19 protein-coding genes are annotated in these 15,109 nt (G+C 52.8%); 16 read left to right on the top strand and 3 right to left on the bottom strand.

Annotation, left to right across the window (positions count from 1 at the left end; translation table 11 throughout):
- Positions 1-183: 183 nt before the first annotated feature.
- The 11 genes from ACZ439_RS02425 to ACZ439_RS02375 all read left to right on the top strand — a co-directional run bounded on the left by ACZ439_RS02425 (position 184) and on the right by ACZ439_RS02375 (position 10,090).
- A complete protein-coding gene (locus tag ACZ439_RS02425) occupies positions 184-2,052 on the top strand; it encodes a XylR N-terminal domain-containing protein (protein WP_127605528.1) in 1,869 nt (622 codons plus the stop codon).
- A 117-nt stretch (positions 2,053-2,169) separates the two neighbouring features.
- Positions 2,170-2,655 (top strand): flavin reductase family protein, encoded by a 486-nt coding sequence (locus ACZ439_RS02420; RefSeq protein ID WP_054795213.1) that lies wholly within the window; start codon positions 2,170-2,172, stop codon positions 2,653-2,655.
- A 20-nt stretch (positions 2,656-2,675) separates the two neighbouring features.
- Positions 2,676-3,614: an FAD synthetase family protein gene (locus ACZ439_RS02415; RefSeq protein WP_236595942.1), complete on the top strand. Its 939-nt coding sequence runs from the start codon at positions 2,676-2,678 to the stop codon at positions 3,612-3,614.
- Between the two features lie 28 nt (positions 3,615-3,642).
- Positions 3,643-4,287 carry an alpha/beta hydrolase gene (locus tag ACZ439_RS02410; RefSeq protein ID WP_464620577.1) on the top strand — a complete coding sequence of 215 codons (645 nt, stop codon included), beginning with the start codon at positions 3,643-3,645 and terminating at the stop codon, positions 4,285-4,287.
- A gap of 67 nt (positions 4,288-4,354) precedes the next feature.
- Entirely contained in the window at positions 4,355-5,239 is an 885-nt protein-coding gene (locus ACZ439_RS02405) for an acetaldehyde dehydrogenase (acetylating) (RefSeq protein WP_054799093.1), read from the top strand.
- 24 nt (positions 5,240-5,263) lie between these two features.
- A complete protein-coding gene (gene dmpG, locus ACZ439_RS02400; protein ID WP_155614803.1) occupies positions 5,264-6,292 on the top strand; it encodes a 4-hydroxy-2-oxovalerate aldolase in 1,029 nt (342 codons plus the stop codon).
- Between the two features lie 10 nt (positions 6,293-6,302).
- Complete coding sequence (locus tag ACZ439_RS02395) at positions 6,303-6,554, top strand: hypothetical protein (protein ID WP_054795210.1); 252 nt, start codon at positions 6,303-6,305, stop codon at positions 6,552-6,554.
- Positions 6,555-6,590: 36 nt separating this feature from the next.
- Positions 6,591-7,409, top strand: a complete 819-nt coding sequence (locus ACZ439_RS02390; RefSeq protein ID WP_127605518.1) for an alpha/beta fold hydrolase — start codon at positions 6,591-6,593, stop codon at positions 7,407-7,409.
- Between the two features lie 299 nt (positions 7,410-7,708).
- Positions 7,709-8,008: an antibiotic biosynthesis monooxygenase family protein gene (locus ACZ439_RS02385; protein ID WP_054795209.1), complete on the top strand. Its 300-nt coding sequence runs from the start codon at positions 7,709-7,711 to the stop codon at positions 8,006-8,008.
- A gap of 223 nt (positions 8,009-8,231) precedes the next feature.
- Positions 8,232-8,675 (top strand): flavodoxin, encoded by a 444-nt coding sequence (locus ACZ439_RS02380; protein ID WP_054795208.1) that lies wholly within the window; start codon positions 8,232-8,234, stop codon positions 8,673-8,675.
- Between the two features lie 158 nt (positions 8,676-8,833).
- Positions 8,834-10,090: an aspartate kinase gene (locus ACZ439_RS02375; protein WP_054795207.1), complete on the top strand. Its 1,257-nt coding sequence runs from the start codon at positions 8,834-8,836 to the stop codon at positions 10,088-10,090.
- A gap of 11 nt (positions 10,091-10,101) precedes the next feature.
- On the opposite strand, the gene ACZ439_RS02370 is transcribed toward ACZ439_RS02375, so the two are convergent.
- The 3 genes from ACZ439_RS02370 to comA form a co-directional block, all read right to left on the bottom strand.
- Entirely contained in the window at positions 10,102-10,566 is a 465-nt protein-coding gene (locus ACZ439_RS02370; RefSeq protein WP_054795206.1) for a DUF441 domain-containing protein, read from the bottom strand.
- 85 nt (positions 10,567-10,651) lie between these two features.
- The gene (locus ACZ439_RS02365; RefSeq protein WP_464620576.1) at positions 10,652-11,395 is read right to left on the bottom strand and encodes a 2-phosphosulfolactate phosphatase; all 744 of its coding nucleotides are present in this window, start codon (positions 11,393-11,395) and stop codon (positions 10,652-10,654) included.
- A 20-nt stretch (positions 11,396-11,415) separates the two neighbouring features.
- Entirely contained in the window at positions 11,416-12,291 is an 876-nt protein-coding gene (comA, locus tag ACZ439_RS02360; protein ID WP_155614804.1) for a phosphosulfolactate synthase, read from the bottom strand.
- 143 nt (positions 12,292-12,434) lie between these two features.
- Between comA and ACZ439_RS02355 the strand changes: the two genes are divergently transcribed.
- The 5 genes from ACZ439_RS02355 to spoIIIAD all read left to right on the top strand — a co-directional run bounded on the left by ACZ439_RS02355 (position 12,435) and on the right by spoIIIAD (position 14,999).
- Positions 12,435-12,701, top strand: coding sequence for a YqhV family protein (locus ACZ439_RS02355; RefSeq protein WP_127605511.1), 267 nt, complete (start codon positions 12,435-12,437; stop codon positions 12,699-12,701).
- Positions 12,702-12,766: 65 nt separating this feature from the next.
- Positions 12,767-13,783 (top strand): stage III sporulation protein AA, encoded by a 1,017-nt coding sequence (gene spoIIIAA / locus ACZ439_RS02350; RefSeq protein ID WP_054795204.1) that lies wholly within the window; start codon positions 12,767-12,769, stop codon positions 13,781-13,783.
- Between the two features lie 43 nt (positions 13,784-13,826).
- Positions 13,827-14,345: a stage III sporulation protein SpoIIIAB gene (spoIIIAB, locus tag ACZ439_RS02345; protein WP_054799646.1), complete on the top strand. Its 519-nt coding sequence runs from the start codon at positions 13,827-13,829 to the stop codon at positions 14,343-14,345.
- A gap of 48 nt (positions 14,346-14,393) precedes the next feature.
- The gene (gene spoIIIAC, locus ACZ439_RS02340; RefSeq protein ID WP_127605509.1) at positions 14,394-14,597 is read left to right on the top strand and encodes a stage III sporulation protein AC; all 204 of its coding nucleotides are present in this window, start codon (positions 14,394-14,396) and stop codon (positions 14,595-14,597) included.
- 12 nt (positions 14,598-14,609) lie between these two features.
- The gene (spoIIIAD, locus tag ACZ439_RS02335) at positions 14,610-14,999 is read left to right on the top strand and encodes a stage III sporulation protein AD (protein ID WP_054799647.1); all 390 of its coding nucleotides are present in this window, start codon (positions 14,610-14,612) and stop codon (positions 14,997-14,999) included.
- Positions 15,000-15,109 lie beyond the last annotated feature (110 nt).

Below are 15,109 nucleotides of genomic sequence, written 5' to 3'. Positions count from 1 at the left end.
ATAATAGGATTAAGCGGAATTTTATGACATCACTTTTGAATGCGCTTACATCATATCGTGTTTGTCATGTCCGACCGTTATGATGTGCAGCGGCAAGTTCTCTCCCAAGCCATAAGTGTACAGTCTCTTCTGATGCTACGTTGGATGATCTGGATTTAATAATCTTACTTAGGGAGCGGAGTTATGAAAGCTGCGGATTTAAAGTTATCTCAATTTTACAAAACTGCTTTCGGGACGGAAGATTCCCAGTTTGAAAAAATGATTACGATTCCTACCTCGGCGTTAGGCACCTTGCGCAAAGAACTGATTGAAACATTGGGTCCTGAACAAACGAAAGGATTCCTGCTTCGTCACGGCTGGCATTGCGGGGTCAGCGACGCTTTAAAAATGAAAAAATTGGATTGGGACAACAATGAAGAGGCTCTGTACGCCGGACCCAAGATGCATATTTTACACGGTCATTTGGAAGAAGTCATTATATTGCAAAACGATTTCGACTTTGATGAGAAAACGATCCATATGGAAGCGATCTGGAGAAACTCTTACGAAGCCAAAGAACACCTGAAGCTTTTCGGTAAAAGCGATCATGCCGTTTGTCATACGTTAGTCGGCTATGCCAGCGGATACCTCTCCACCATTATCGGGGAGAAAGTAATCGTCATTGAACAAGGCTGTCATGCGATGGGCGACGAGTGTTGTTATTCGGTATGCAAGACCGTCAGGAAGTGGAACGGCGAAGTCGACGATATTTTAAAATATTATGAACCGAACAGCCTGATCAACGAACTGAATCAAACGTTCGAGAAGCTGAAGATCGAGAGAGACAACTTAAATAAATCGTATCAGGTTCATACCCGGTTAATGAACGAGGTGCTGCGTGAGAACGACTTATCCTCAATCGCGGGCGTGTTGTCTCAAACCGCGGGTCTTCCGGTCATGATTGAAGATACGCAGCAAAAAATACTCGCCGTCTCGGGGATATCCGAGGAGGAAGCGAAGCAGCGTCAAATTCATGACTTGAAAGTCGTTACAAAAACCGAGCTTATGAAAGCGCCCGCAGGCCATAATTTAGTAACTCCAATCTTTTTCCAGCGTAAAATTGCCGGCTATTGCTCCTTTCTATATAATGTGGAACAACCGCAGGAAGTCGATTCGATGATATTGGAACGTGCCGCATTAGCTTGTTCCACCTATATGCTAAACGAACACACGAGGTTTTCCGCCGAGCAGAGGATGAGAGGCAGTTTTTTGGAGGATGTGCTTGCCAGACAAATTTGTACGGAAGAATTGATGAGACGGGCCCACTATCTCGGATTTGACTTAAAACCCCCTCACTTTATGGTAGCCATCCATTCCGAAACGATCAAGAAGACGCTGAACAAAGATCTTAGCGTCATTGACGATGTGGTTAATTCGCTGTCCATCTTCTGCAAGGATCGCCAGATTAATGCGCTCACCGGACAAAAATCGGGAATCATTATCATGCTTCTATCCGGAGGCGATTTATCGAAGATCAGTGTTTTCAAAAAAGAAGTATGCCGGAAAATAGCCGATTTCTTGTCACGCAAATATCCAAACGATGATTTTAAATTAGGAGTAAGCTCCACGGCCCAGCTCATGGAGGATATCACGCAGCTTCACGAAGAAAGCGTAGCCTCTTTAAAGATCATGAACCGCAATTCCAACATCGTGCACTTCGACTCGCTTGGAATCGAGGGCGTGCTGTTCCAGGCGAAAAATGCGGATACGATCGAAAAATTCGTTTATAAGAAATTAGGAAATTTAATCCGGGAAGATAAAAATAAAGACATGGAATTAACGAAAACGTTATTTCACTATTTGAACAACGGATGCAATGTCCACAAAACGGCCAGGGTGATGAATTTCTCCATCAGCGGCTTGCGCTACCGGTTACAGCGCGTCAATGAAATTTTGCAATCGGACATTAATCGGCCGAACGTGACGTATCAGATCTATTTGGCGCTTCACTCGTTGATTGCTCTGGGCGAGCTGGACATCGACGTTGAAGTGGAAGAGGGATCCGAACTATAACACGATTCGTACGAAGATTGTTCATTAAATCATCTCAAGTTGCGACGGTACCGTTGTAGGATAAGAACCCGCATTGTCCTATGATGATTACAATACTGACAAGGGAGTTGAACACGCATGGACGATCGCACATTTCGTAATGCCATGGGTAAATTCGTAACAGGAGTTACGGTCATCACGACGGGCGCGGGGGAAGAAGTGCACGGTATGACAGCGAATGCATTCTTGTCCGTTTCTCTAAACCCCAGACTCGTTCTGATCTCGATTGGGGAGAAAGCCAAAATGCTGGACAAAATCAAGGAATCCGGCCGGTATGCCGTAAGCTTCCTGGCAGCGGACCAGCAGGAAACCTCCATGTTGTTTGCGGGACAAATCAAAGACGGACGTACGTTGGATTTTGAATGGTTTGACCGAATGCCGGTCATTAAAGGCGCTTTGGGGCATTTGACCTGCCGTGTCGTTTCGGAGCATGTCGTCGGCGATCATACGTTGTTTGTAGGGGAAGTCTCCGATATTCAGTTGAATGAGGGAGAACCGCTTATTTACTTTCAGGGCAAGTACCGGGAGCTTGCATCCATCAACGAACAAAGGCTTTCGTCCTGAGGAAATTTCCATTGAAAACGGTGGAGCTCACTTCCTGTCAACCGCCTTCCCGCCAAGGCAAAGAGCCGTCGGTCATGGCGTTAGGCTTTTTTGACGGTGTGCATATCGGTCATCAGCGCGTAATTCAAACGGCGAAGCAAATTGCCACAGAGAAGAGACTGAAGCTTTCGGTCATGTCTTTCTTCCCTCATCCGAAAGAGGTTTTGGAAGGCAAGACGGTTTCCTATTTAACGCCGGCAAATGTAAAAGAGAGCATTTTTGGTTCGATGGGCGTCGATACGCTCTACCTTGTCAAATTCGATCTCGCTTTGGCGAAGATGAGCCAGGCCGAATTTATCCGGAACTATGTTGTAGCGGCGGGAGCCGAGCACGTCGTTGCAGGTTTCGATTTTACTTACGGCTACCGGGGCAGCGGAAACATGCAGACCATCGCTCAAGATGGTAAAGGCTGCTTCGAAGTGACGGAAATACCGAAAGCGGAATTGTTCGGTCAAAAAATCAGTTCGACGCTTATTCGGGAGTCGCTTCTTCAAGGAAACGTCCAGCTTGTCACAGCTTGCTTGGGTAAATATTATGAGACGGCAGGTCGGATTAGCGAAGTACGGACGGTAGGACAACGGGGACAGGTTATCGTTCAAGTGGTCACGATGCCCTATTTTACACTCCCCGCTAGCGGCTTGTATGAAGTGCTCGCCGAAATCGGGGGTGCAGTCAGTCACGGCATTGCCCGCAGGAAAGAAGGGTCGGACGTTATTGAATTAAAGCTGAAGCCTGTGCAGGATATCGTTTGTCACAGTCCCGTTTCGTTGAAATGGGTGAAGCCCGTTTCCGAGTTCATTTTTCGCCGGACGCTTCGGATGAAGAAGCTGGAGAAGGGTCGGCCCGGCGGTTATTCCGGCGATGGTTTTGCAAGCGATTACAACGCGGATGCCGATTTTCCGGGTGACCGGGTTCGGTAACTTGCAACAAACTTTAGGGAGGAAGGATATGACCAGTCCGTTCGCATATACGATTCATACCCCGGCATCCATGAAACCGGGAATCACCTATCCAGTAGTCTTTGCCCTGCACGGCATCGGTTATACGGAGAAAGACATGATATCCGTCATCGAGGAGTTGAATGAAAAGCTCATTGTAATCGGTGTCAGGGGACAGCGCCCCTATGAGAACGGGTATGCCTATTATTATCTGAAAGGCTACGGAAACCCCGAACGCGAGCAGTTTGACGAAAGCGTGGGCATGCTGGATCGTTTCATCGACTATGCGGCGAACCGGTACCCGATCGACCGGGAACGCATGTATTTGCTCGGCTTTAGTCAAGGCGCGATCTTGAGCCTGACCTTGGCATTGCGGCTTGGAAAAAAAATAAAGGGCGTCCTTGCCATGAACGGCTACATCCCATCCTTCGTGAAAGAAGAGTACCCGATTCAATCGACGGATCATCTGTCCGTATTCCTGTCGGACGGCCAGGACGATCCTATCTTCCCCCCTCATATCGGGGAGGAAAGCTATCAATATCTCAAAGAGAGAGTCGGTTCTATTCGGTACCAAACGTACGCCGCCGCGCACGAAATTTCAGACGCGAACCGGGAAGACGCGGTCGCGTGGATACGGATGGAGGTTACCCGTTGAAATGGAGCATTCTCGGCGAGGCGGGCGCGTACGTTTACAAACTAATGCGGGATCGGGGGTACAGGACATGCGGAAAGTGAAAGCGGCCATATTAGGCTCTGGAAATATCGGTACGGATTTGTTGATTAAGCTTGCGAGGTCACCGTTCTTGGAGCTAACCGCGATGATCGGGATCGACCCTTTGTCAGACGGACTAACGAGGGCGAGAAATTTAGGTTACGCCACGTTCGACGGAGGTTTGAAGTCATTTTTGGATGAGGCTCCCGACCTGGCGGATATTGTGTTTGATGCCACCTCGGCCAAAGCGCATATTCGTCACGCGAAAATGCTCAAAGAAAAAGGCAAGATGGCCATCGATTTAACGCCGGCCGCCGTGGGACCTTATGTGGTCCCGTCCGTCAATTTGGGAGAGCATCTGGATGCAGACAATATTAATTTGATCACGTGCGGGGGACAAGCGACCATTCCGATCATCCATGCCATCCATAAAGTTGCGCCGGTGAGCTATGGGGAAATTGTGGCTACTATCGCATCCAAAAGCGCGGGACCGGGCACAAGGGCGAATATCGACGAATTTACGGAGACGACCTCTCACGGGATCGTACAAATCGGCGGAGCGAAGATAGGCAAAGCCATCATTATTTTAAACCCTGCTGAACCGCCGATCATGATGAGGGACACCGTATATGCGCTGGTGGAAGGTCAAGTGGACGAAGCCGCAATAACGGCCTCCATTCAGGAAACGGTGGCCTCCATTCAGTCCTATGTGCCCGGATACCGGCTTCGCACCGAGCCGATCTTTGACGACAACAAAGTTACCGTATTCATTGAGGTCGAAGGGGCGGGCGATTATTTGCCCAAGTACTCCGGAAATCTCGACATTATGACGGCTGCGGCCGTGAAGGTTGCGGAAGAATTTGCGAAGAGCCGATCTTCCCGATCCGCCGTGTAACGGACAAGAAAGGGGAGAACGACATTGAAACCCGTTCAAAAGTTAACGATAACGGAGGTCGCGCTTCGTGACGGAAGCCACGCCATCAATCATCAGTATACGCTGGAACAAGTCATAAGCGTGGCCAAGGCGTTGGATGATGCGAATGTTCCATATATTGAAGTTTCACACGGGGATGGACTTGCAGGCTCATCTCTGCAGTATGGATTGTCGCGGACGAATGAAATGGAGTTAATCGAAGCCGCCGTATCCGTATGCGCCACATCCCAAATCGGGGTGCTCCTGCTCCCGGGCGTAGGAACGATTCAACAATTAAATGAAGCCGCGAAGTTGGGCGTCGGCATGGCTCGCATTGCTACGCACGTGACGGAAGCGGATATTTCCGCACAGCACATCGCCAGGTCCAAGGAGCTGGGTCTTGTTACCGTCGGTTTTTTGATGATGTCGCATATGGCGCCGGTCGAAACGTTAGTGGAGCAAGCGAAATTGATGGAAAGTTACGGTGCGGATACCGTGTATGTGGTCGATTCCGCGGGCGCGCTGCTGCCGTTTCAGGTGGAGGAAAGAATTCGCGCGCTCAAGCAATCGCTTTCCGCTCATATCGGGTTTCACGGCCACAACAATTTATCGCTGGCCATGGCCAACACGCTTGCAGCCATTCAGGAAGGCGCGACCTGGATCGACGGAAGCGTACGCTGTCTCGGCGCGGGGGCCGGCAATACGCAAACGGAGGTATTGGTCGCGGTGCTGGAGAAGCTGGGCATTGAGACCGGTGTGGATGTGTATAAGCTCATGGATTTAGCCGAAGAGATTGTCGCTCCGATTTTACAAAAACCGCAGGAAATTACGAAGGGAAGCCTGGTGCTCGGTTATGCAGGCGTATATTCGAGCTTCCTCCTCCACGCGCAGCGAGCCGCCTTGAAATTCGGGCTTGATGCCAGGGACATTCTGATCGAATTGGGAAGAAGGAAAGCGGTCGGCGGTCAGGAGGATATGATTATGAACGTTGCCGCCGAACTTGCAAAGTCGAACTATCCACTATCCTCGGTTTAGGGGGAGAGCCATGTACTCAAGCGCCTATCAAGAGCCGATCTACGGATACATATTCGACTATATGGTCGTAGACGGGGACGTGCTGCGCATCGATGAGTTGATTCATCCGAAAGTGGAAGCGGAAATTGCGTTTATTCTCGCCCAGGATCTTCAAGGCCCCGGAATTACGGGCGGAATGACCGGCGCTCATCGAATTGCGTACGGCGATACGGTGACGGTGATCTGGGACCGGCTCGGGACGATCCAATTCCGCGTGCAATAATGCAGGTAAGGATATGAAAATAGAGGAGGAAATCAGATGTCAGAACAAGGGTATTTCGAAAAAATCGGAGGTCATCAAGTTTATTTCCACGAGGGTGGAGAAGGGGAGCCGCTGCTCTTGATCCATGGTTCCGGACCGGGAGTATCGGCTTGGGCCAATTGGCGCCCCGTCTATCCCATCCTGTCCAAGAAGCACCGGTTATACGCGCCCGATCTGATCGGCTTCGGCTCGTCGGATAAGCCGAAATCGATTCAATACGGCGTGGACGTTTGGGTCGAGCAGATGATCGCCTTTATCGAAACGAAGAAGCTCGGTCCCCTATCGATTGTCGGCAATTCGTTGGGCGGAGGCATCGCCTTGCATCTCGCCTACCGCCGGCCGGATCTGGTTAAAAAACTGGTGTTAATGGGAAGCGCAGGCATTCAATTTCAATTGACGGAAGGTCTGGACCAGGTTTGGGGATATACCCCGAGCCTTGAAACGATGAAAAAGCTCATTCATTTGTTTTCTTACGACAAACGTTTTGCCGAAAATGACGATTTGGTTCAGATGCGGTACAAGTCCACGTTAAATGAAGAAAACCAGGCTGCTTTCGCCTCCATGTTCCCTGCCCCGAGGCAGCGTCATGTCAACGCTCTGGCTTTAAGCGAGGAGCAGCTAAGGAGCATCGAGGTCCCGGTTCTGCTGTTTCACGGCCGCGAGGATCAGATCATTCCGATTGAGGAGACGAGCTGGCGGCTGTCTCAACTGCTGCCGAATGCGGAGCTCCATACGTTCTCGAATTGCGGCCATTGGACGCAAATTGAAAAAACGGAATCCTTTTGCAAATTGATTGATTATTTTTTGGACACGTAAAGCAGAACCGCGGTTCTAACCCCTGTAAGCGAACATGGAAAAACGACTTAGCCGAAAGCTGGCGTCTGGATGTTATCAGGCGTCAGTTTTTTTGAGTTTAACTTTCCGAAGATCGACACAATAGCATCACGTGTATGCCAAGCAGTGGGCGAAATGGTATAATATGCAAGTAGATCGATCATCCAGAAGGAGGACGGTATGAACGGGATTCCGAGGCAATTGAGAGAAAGACGGCGGTCAACTTCCGAATCGCGGGTAAGCGGCGCGGGAACAATACTTGGGAATCGGGTGGGGTGCGTATGATAATGGAAGTGGCGACGTTGCAGGTGAAGCCCGGCTTGGCAAGCGAGTTCGAATCAAGCTTTCGTCAAGCGTCGAAAATCATAACCGGCATGAGAGGCTATATTCACCATGAGCTGTATAAATGCCTGGAGACCGACAACAAGTACGTCTTGCTGGTACGCTGGCAAACGCTGAAGGATCATACGGTCAGCTTCCGTCAATCCCCTGAATATGAACAATGGAAAAGCTTGCTGCATCCTTATTACGATCCGTATCCGACGGTTGAACATTACATCGATATCAAGCTTGACCTCTGACAAGGAAATCCGATAACGGTTACAAGGCATCCGTTCTCTCTAACAGGGAAAACGGCTGCCTTTTTTGCATGTCAAAAAATATGAAAAAAATAATTGACAATGATAATCATTATCACTTATTATCGGTGTAGCGCTGTTAGTTTCCGGAAACCTTCGCAATCTGCAAATGTTAGACAACAAGAAATATGGGAAGCGATCATTCCCGCTATTGGAGGGAACCATCTTGAGTTCAGTAATCATTGTTTTTGCCAGCATGACCGGGAACACGGAAGAAATGGCCGAGCTTGTCGCCGATGGCGTAAGGGCTGCGGGAATCGAGCCCGTCTTGAAATCAGTCGTGGACGCGAACGCCTCGGAGCTGGAGAAGTACGACGGCGTCTTGCTGGGTGCATATACGTGGGGAGACGGCGATCTCCCGGACGAGTTTCTTGATTTCTACGAGGAAATGGATGACATTCAACTAGCAGGCCGGAAAGCAGCCGTGTTCGGCTCGGCGGACTCTTCGTACTCTCAGTACGGGGCTGCCGTCGATACGTTGATCGCGAAGCTGAAGGAACAAGGAGCCGATGTCGTTCAGGAAGGCTTGAAGGTCGAGCTAAACCCGTCCGGCGACGAGAAGGAAGTGTGCCGTGCTTTTGGCCGGAAGCTGGCGGAAGCGTTGGCGTAACGATGGATGGAAGAGCGATTCGATACTCATCGGATCGCTCTATTTTTGTTATCCGGCGCTGGTGCAAAATTTTCGACAACTATGTATTTCGCAGAGCGGCGCCCTTATGATATAATTCTATTTTAGTTATGCAAAAGTTTGTGTAGGGAGTGAGCAGCTTGGCTCTGATAGTAATGAAATTCGGCGGAAGCTCGGTTGGGGACGCCGAACGGATGAAACGGGTTGCCGGTCGTATTGTGGAACGGCACCGCGAAGGACACCAATGCGTCGTCGTCGTATCCGCTATGGGCGATACGACGGACGATTTGATCGACCTGACAAAGCAAATTTATACGGGCGCACCGCCGGCGCGGGAGATGGATATGCTCCTGTCCACGGGCGAGCAAGTATCGATCGCGCTTTTGTCGATGGCGATACATAGTTTGGGCGAATCGGCCGTATCCTTTACCGGATGGCAGGCCGGGATGATTACCGAAGACGTACACGGCAAGGCAAGAATCACCGATATGAAGCCGGAACGTGTCCGTAAGGCGCTGGATGCCGGCAAAATCGTCATTGTCGCAGGTTTCCAGGGCATGACCGAGGAAGGCGAAATTACGACGCTTGGCCGCGGAGGCTCCGACACGACGGCAGTGGCGCTCGCAGCAGGGATTCAAGCGGATGTGTGCGAAATTTTCACAGACGTGGACGGCGTTTACTCGACCGACCCGCGGATTGTTAAATGCGCGCGCAAGCTGAACGAAATTTCGTATGACGAAATGCTCGAGCTTGCGAACCTCGGAGCGGCGGTCTTGCATCCGCGCGCGGTGGAATACGCGAAAAATTACAATGTGCAGCTGGTCGTAAGATCCAGCTTCAACCATAATGAAGGCACGAACGTCAAGGAGGAAGCGACAATGGAACAAGGAATCGTAGTACGCGGCATCGCTTACGACAAGAATGTCGCACGCATCAGCATTTTGGGCGTGGAAGAGAAACCGGGGCAGCTGGCGAAGGTGTTCACGGCGCTGGCGCAAGCGCAAATCGATGTGGATATCATCGTACAAAGCGGCGTTGCTCAAGGAGCGGCTGACTTTTCCTTCACCGTATCGCTCTCCGATCTGGAGAAAGCGCTGCAAACGATCGAAGGCATTCGCAGCACCGTCGGCTTCCGCGAAGTGACGTCCGAGAACAACCTGGTGAAGGTTTCGATCGTGGGCGCAGGCATGGTCAGTACGCCGGGCGTCGCCGCCAAAATGTTCGAGACGATCTCCGATCTCGGCATCAGCATCCTGATGGTCAGCACGTCCGAAATTAAGACGTCCTGCGTCATTGAGAACGGCCGCCTGAACGAGGTTGTCCAAGCCCTGCACACGGCTTACGGCCTTGACACCGATACGACCGTATTCGTCGGCGGTCCTTCGGAACGCCGTTAACACCGGCTGCACTAACGGAACTTATCGAATAAGAACGTGAACGCCTTGAGCAAAAAGGCGGTAATCCCGGCGGCCATTAACGGGCCGACCGGGATTCCTTTTAAGAACACGATACCGATAATCGAACCGATTACAAGACCCACAATCATTTGCGGGTCTATTTTTAATAACTCCAATCCTTTGCTGTTCATATAAGTCGCAACGGCTCCCCCCAGCAGGGCGAGTATGCCGGGCCAAGTCGTAAACATCGAGGTGACGTCCTTGATGGATATTTTCTCGCTTGCGAACGGCACAAGAACCCCCATGGTCAAAAACAACAGCCCCAGCTCCAGCCCTCTCCGTTCAATCGTCGGGAGGTATCGCTCCAGACTGATCAGCTTCACAATCAACAGCACGCAAGCGGCCGTCGTAATAATGTGGGACCGGCCCAGCAGTCCGATAATGATAAGCGCAACCAAGAGAATATCCCCGTTCATATGCAGGCCCCTTGTCCGGAAGTGTCTTCATTTATGTGTATGAGCGCAGGGCCTTTTTAGAACAAGCTTGGCGGGGAATCGTTAACTAAGCCTCCAGGCGGCCATGCCGTACCATGGGGGCAAGGTCCAGCACATGGGTTTGGGCACAGTGGACCACATCGTCATGGAAACCGATCTTGGTCAGCCGTTTGCCGTTCGCGCACGTCAGTAGCGCGTCTAATAGCCGGTCCTGCACGTTCCGGTACGCCTGCAGCATGGCTAAACCGAAGTCGTCCACGTAGGCAGGTGCGTTCGGCCCCGTCAAGTTTCCGCGGACCGCTCCTGCCGCATGGAGCCGCAGCAGCTCATCGATCAGCAGACCCGCGCACAAGCCGTCCTCCAGCGCAAAGACATCCTGCGTACCGGCACAAACGATGACGATGTCGCCCGTCAGGTTGGCCGCTTTGCGCGCACAGGCGGCGGCATTCAGCATACAGCCGATCAAAATATGACTCGCTTTCGCCGCCTTCTGAATCGCCCGTGTGCCGTTTGTCGTCGTCATGATGACCGTTTTGCCGGTGACAAGCTCGGAGGTATACTCCAGCGGGGAGTTCCCCAGATCGAAGCCCGGTATTTTTTTGCAAAATCGTTCGCCGCCGAGCAGCTCGTCTTTCCCCTGCATGCTCTTGGCTTGATTGACGGTCTCAACGGGGACGATGGTCCGGCATCCGTTCGCAAGCGCGGTCAGCATCGTGGAGGTCGCGCGCAGCACGTCGATGACGATGACGGTTTTGTGCTGCAGCTCTTCGGTGCGCGCTTCGTTTACGCTGGATATGACATGAATGTGCACGGCCTGTTGTCACTCCTTGCCTAAATTTGGTAATACCAGCTCACCACAGGCGCAGCCTCAACGTTAGCTTCGGCCGCCACCGGCGCAGCATCCGATACGTCAGCCTCCCCGGCCAGCGTATCGGAGCGAAGTCCGCGGCGCAGCGCTTCAAGCGAGAACAGATCGGCCGGCGCGATATTTCCGAGATGAATGCCGCTGCCGAGCCGCTTCAATAAATGAACCTGCTGGTCTTTGTGCGGCGCTTCCCACAACAACAGTTCCGGACTGGGCACCCCGCTGAGCACGAGCTCGATTTCCTCATCCTTACAGCTGCCGTCTTCGTTGTATATCCCTATTCCTTTGCCGGATTCCCGACCTTCGATCGTAATGAGCGCCGCCCCGAGCTCGGAGTCGATCGTCACGGTCTCAACCAGCTCCTCCAGCTCAATAGCGGAGCCCCAGCCTTTCTTCCCGTATTCCGTAATAACCGTCAGCCCCGCATCTACACCGCGCCGAATCAAATCGCTTCTGACCCCGCGCGGAACCTGGATCGTACCGTCGGAAATTTCTATCCCGTTAAAGCCCAGATAGGCAATCATATCAAAGAAATGATCGATGTTTTGTTGGACGATCGCGACTTCGAGGAACGTGCCGCCGGGGTACACGAGAATGTTGTGCGCTTTGGCCATCTCGATTTTTTTCTTCAGCAATGCCGTTTTATAAAGCGGAGAAGTGCCGAAACCGATTTTCAGCATATCCATGTAGTCGCCTGCCGTCTGCAGCAGATCTTCGATCGCATGGAGTCCGAGCCCTTTGTCGATTACCATCGTTTTGCCCGCAATGCGCGGTTTGCTCGTACGCTGACCGGTCGGGTCGCAAAGCTGAAAATGCCATTGCAGCGGTGTTCTAACCTCCATTACTTATCGCCTCGCTGTATAAATAATAAAATTCATGAAACATCGTATGCATTTCCTGCTGGGGTTGTGCCCGGATAGCCTAAAAGCAGACGAGCTTGCATACAGTGATAAGGAAACCAGGGGATGGGGTGAATTCCGTGTCAATGATCAATAAAATTGTGCTCAGCATGGCGACGATCCGCGTATTATCCGGCAGTATCGAAATTTTGGCGGCGCTTCTTATGCTGCGCTTCAACCAAATTGAGAAGGCGCTGCTGGTCAACTCGGGGCTGGCGCTCGTCGGACCGCTCGTGCTGCTGACGACAACTACGATTGGGTTGGTCGGGATGGCCGACAAACTTTCGGCCGGAAAGCTGCTGTGGGTGCTTGCCGGGGTGAGCTGCATTTTTATCGGAATCTTAAAAAAGTAAATCTGTCATAATTCAGTAGATATGGCATACACATGATTGTAAAAGATGGACAGGGAGGCTCAAAGATGCAATCGATATTGCCTTTCTTCTCCGCTCCGCTGCGGCACATTCTAGCAACTCTAGCAACGGGGTTGCCGCCTGGCCGGACGCTTCAGGAAATTCGCATCCGTGAAAATCGGCCGCTGGAGGTCGTCTGGGGACCAGGCCATGCCTTCGTCACCGCGGAAGGTGCGACGTGCTCCCGGACGGAACAAGCTTATCATCCGACCCGTCAAGATTGCGCTTTGCTGCTGGAGCTGTTAACGCAGCACTCCATGTATACGTTCGAGGAGGAGCTCAAGCGCGGTTACATAACGATTCAAGGCGGTCATCGGGTCGGCTTATCCGGCAGAACGGTGGTCGAGCATGGACATGTGAAATACATCAAGGACGTCAGCGGCTTCAACATCCGTCTTGCTCGGGAATGGAAGAACGCGGCCCAACGGGTGCTGCCCTTCCTGCTTGAACCGCGGACCGGACAAGTGCTGCGGACCTTGATCGTATCGCCGCCGCAGCAGGGCAAGACAACGCTGGTGCGCGATATCGCGCGGCAGCTCAGCGAGGGCTTCGCAAGCGGCGAAGGGTCGACGCCGTCCAGAGCGTTCAAAGTCGGCATCGTCGATGAGCGGTCGGAGATCGCCGCCTGCGTGCGGGGCGTTCCGACCTTTGACGTCGGCCCGCGCACCGACGTGCTGGACGGCTGCCCGAAGGCGGAGGGGATGATGATGATGATCCGCTCGATGTCGCCGGAGGTGCTGATCGCCGACGAGATCGGCCGGGCCGAAGATGCGGCGGCCGTACACGAGGCGCTGCACGCCGGGATCGCGGTCATCGCCACCGCACACGGAAGGGACGCCCAGGATGTCAAGGGGCGGCCGATTCTGAAGGAGCTGGTGGCGGACGGCGTCTTCGAACGCTTCGTGGTGCTGTCGCGCGCACCGGCAGCCGACGCTGGCGCGGGAGCTCCGGGTACGGCGGTGTACGACGCCCAGGGCAAGCGGCTGGACGAGCGGCTTGCGCTGCGTGGAGGCGTCAGTCTATGAGACGGGCCGGTAACCTGCACAGGCGGAAGCGGGGAAGCCCGCCATGCTGAAGCTGCTCGGCGCGATGTTGATCTTGCTCGCGGGCACGCTGCTCGGGTTCTTTCAAGCTTCACAGCTGGCGAAGCGGCCCCGTCAAATCGCCGACCTGATCAGGATGCTGCAGCGGCTCGAAACGGAGATCCTGTACGGCTTCACCCCGCTGCCCGAGGCGCTGCGCTGCACGGGGCAAGCTTGCGCGACCGCCGTCGGCGCGTTGTTCGTCCGGATGGCGGCGGAGCTGGGACACACCGCGGGACGACCGGTTCAGCAGCTCTGGGGGGAGACGCTAACCGCCGGTTGGCGCGAGCTGTCGCTGGGCCGGGGGGAGAAGGAGATCATGCAGCAGCTAGGCGCTAAGCTCGGCCTAACCGACCGGGACGATCAAGTGAAGCATTTGCGTCTGGCCGTCAACCAACTGCGCGGAGAAGAGGAGCTGGCCAAAGACGAACAGCAGCGATACGAGCGGATGTGGAAGAGTCTCGGCTTGTTGATGGGGGCGCTCGTCGTCATATTGATGTACTAGCTCCGATTTGGCCAGTGAAGGGATAGGTTCAAGAATGAGGTGCCGCACATGAACGTGGACGTTAATGCGATATTTCAGATCGCCGGCATCGGCATCATTATCGCGATGATTCATACTGTGCTGAAGCAGATGGGTAAAGAGGATATGGCCCACTGGGTCACGGTCATCGGGTTTGTCGTCGTGTTGTTCATGGTCGTCAGTCTGCTCGACAACCTGTTTAAAGAAATCAAGACGATTTTTTTGTTCCAATAGGCGGGTGCGGCCATGGAAATCATTCAAGTGGTGGGACTTGCGCTCATCACGACAGTGCTGGTGCTGATCATCAAAGAGCAGAAGCCGATGTTCGCGTTTTTGCTCACGGCGTTCACGGGTATTACGATCTTTCTGTTCCTCATCGGGAAAATTTCAACCGTGATCAGCGTGCTGGAGGAGCTTGCGAATAAAGCGGAAATTAATACGATTTTTCTGAAAACGATTCTGAAAATTATCGGCATCGCCTACATCGCCGAATTCGGCGCGCAAATCGTGCGGGATGCCGGCCAGGAAGCGGTCGCTTCCAAGATTGAGCTGGCCGGTAAAGTGCTGATCATGGTCATGGCCATTCCGATCGTATCCGTCATCATCGAAACGGTCGTCAAGCTGCTGCCGGCTTAAGCGAGCGTTACCCGAGCAAAACCAACCAGGAGATGAAGCTCATGCTGCTGCCTAATCGTCGCCTTTCGCCGCCAAGAAGCGAGCTGCCGCTGCAGCGCCGCCCTTCCGCC

Source organism: Paenibacillus sp. JCM 9796, from assembly GCF_055379675.1.
This window is presented reverse-complemented; position numbering and strand designations above follow the sequence as displayed.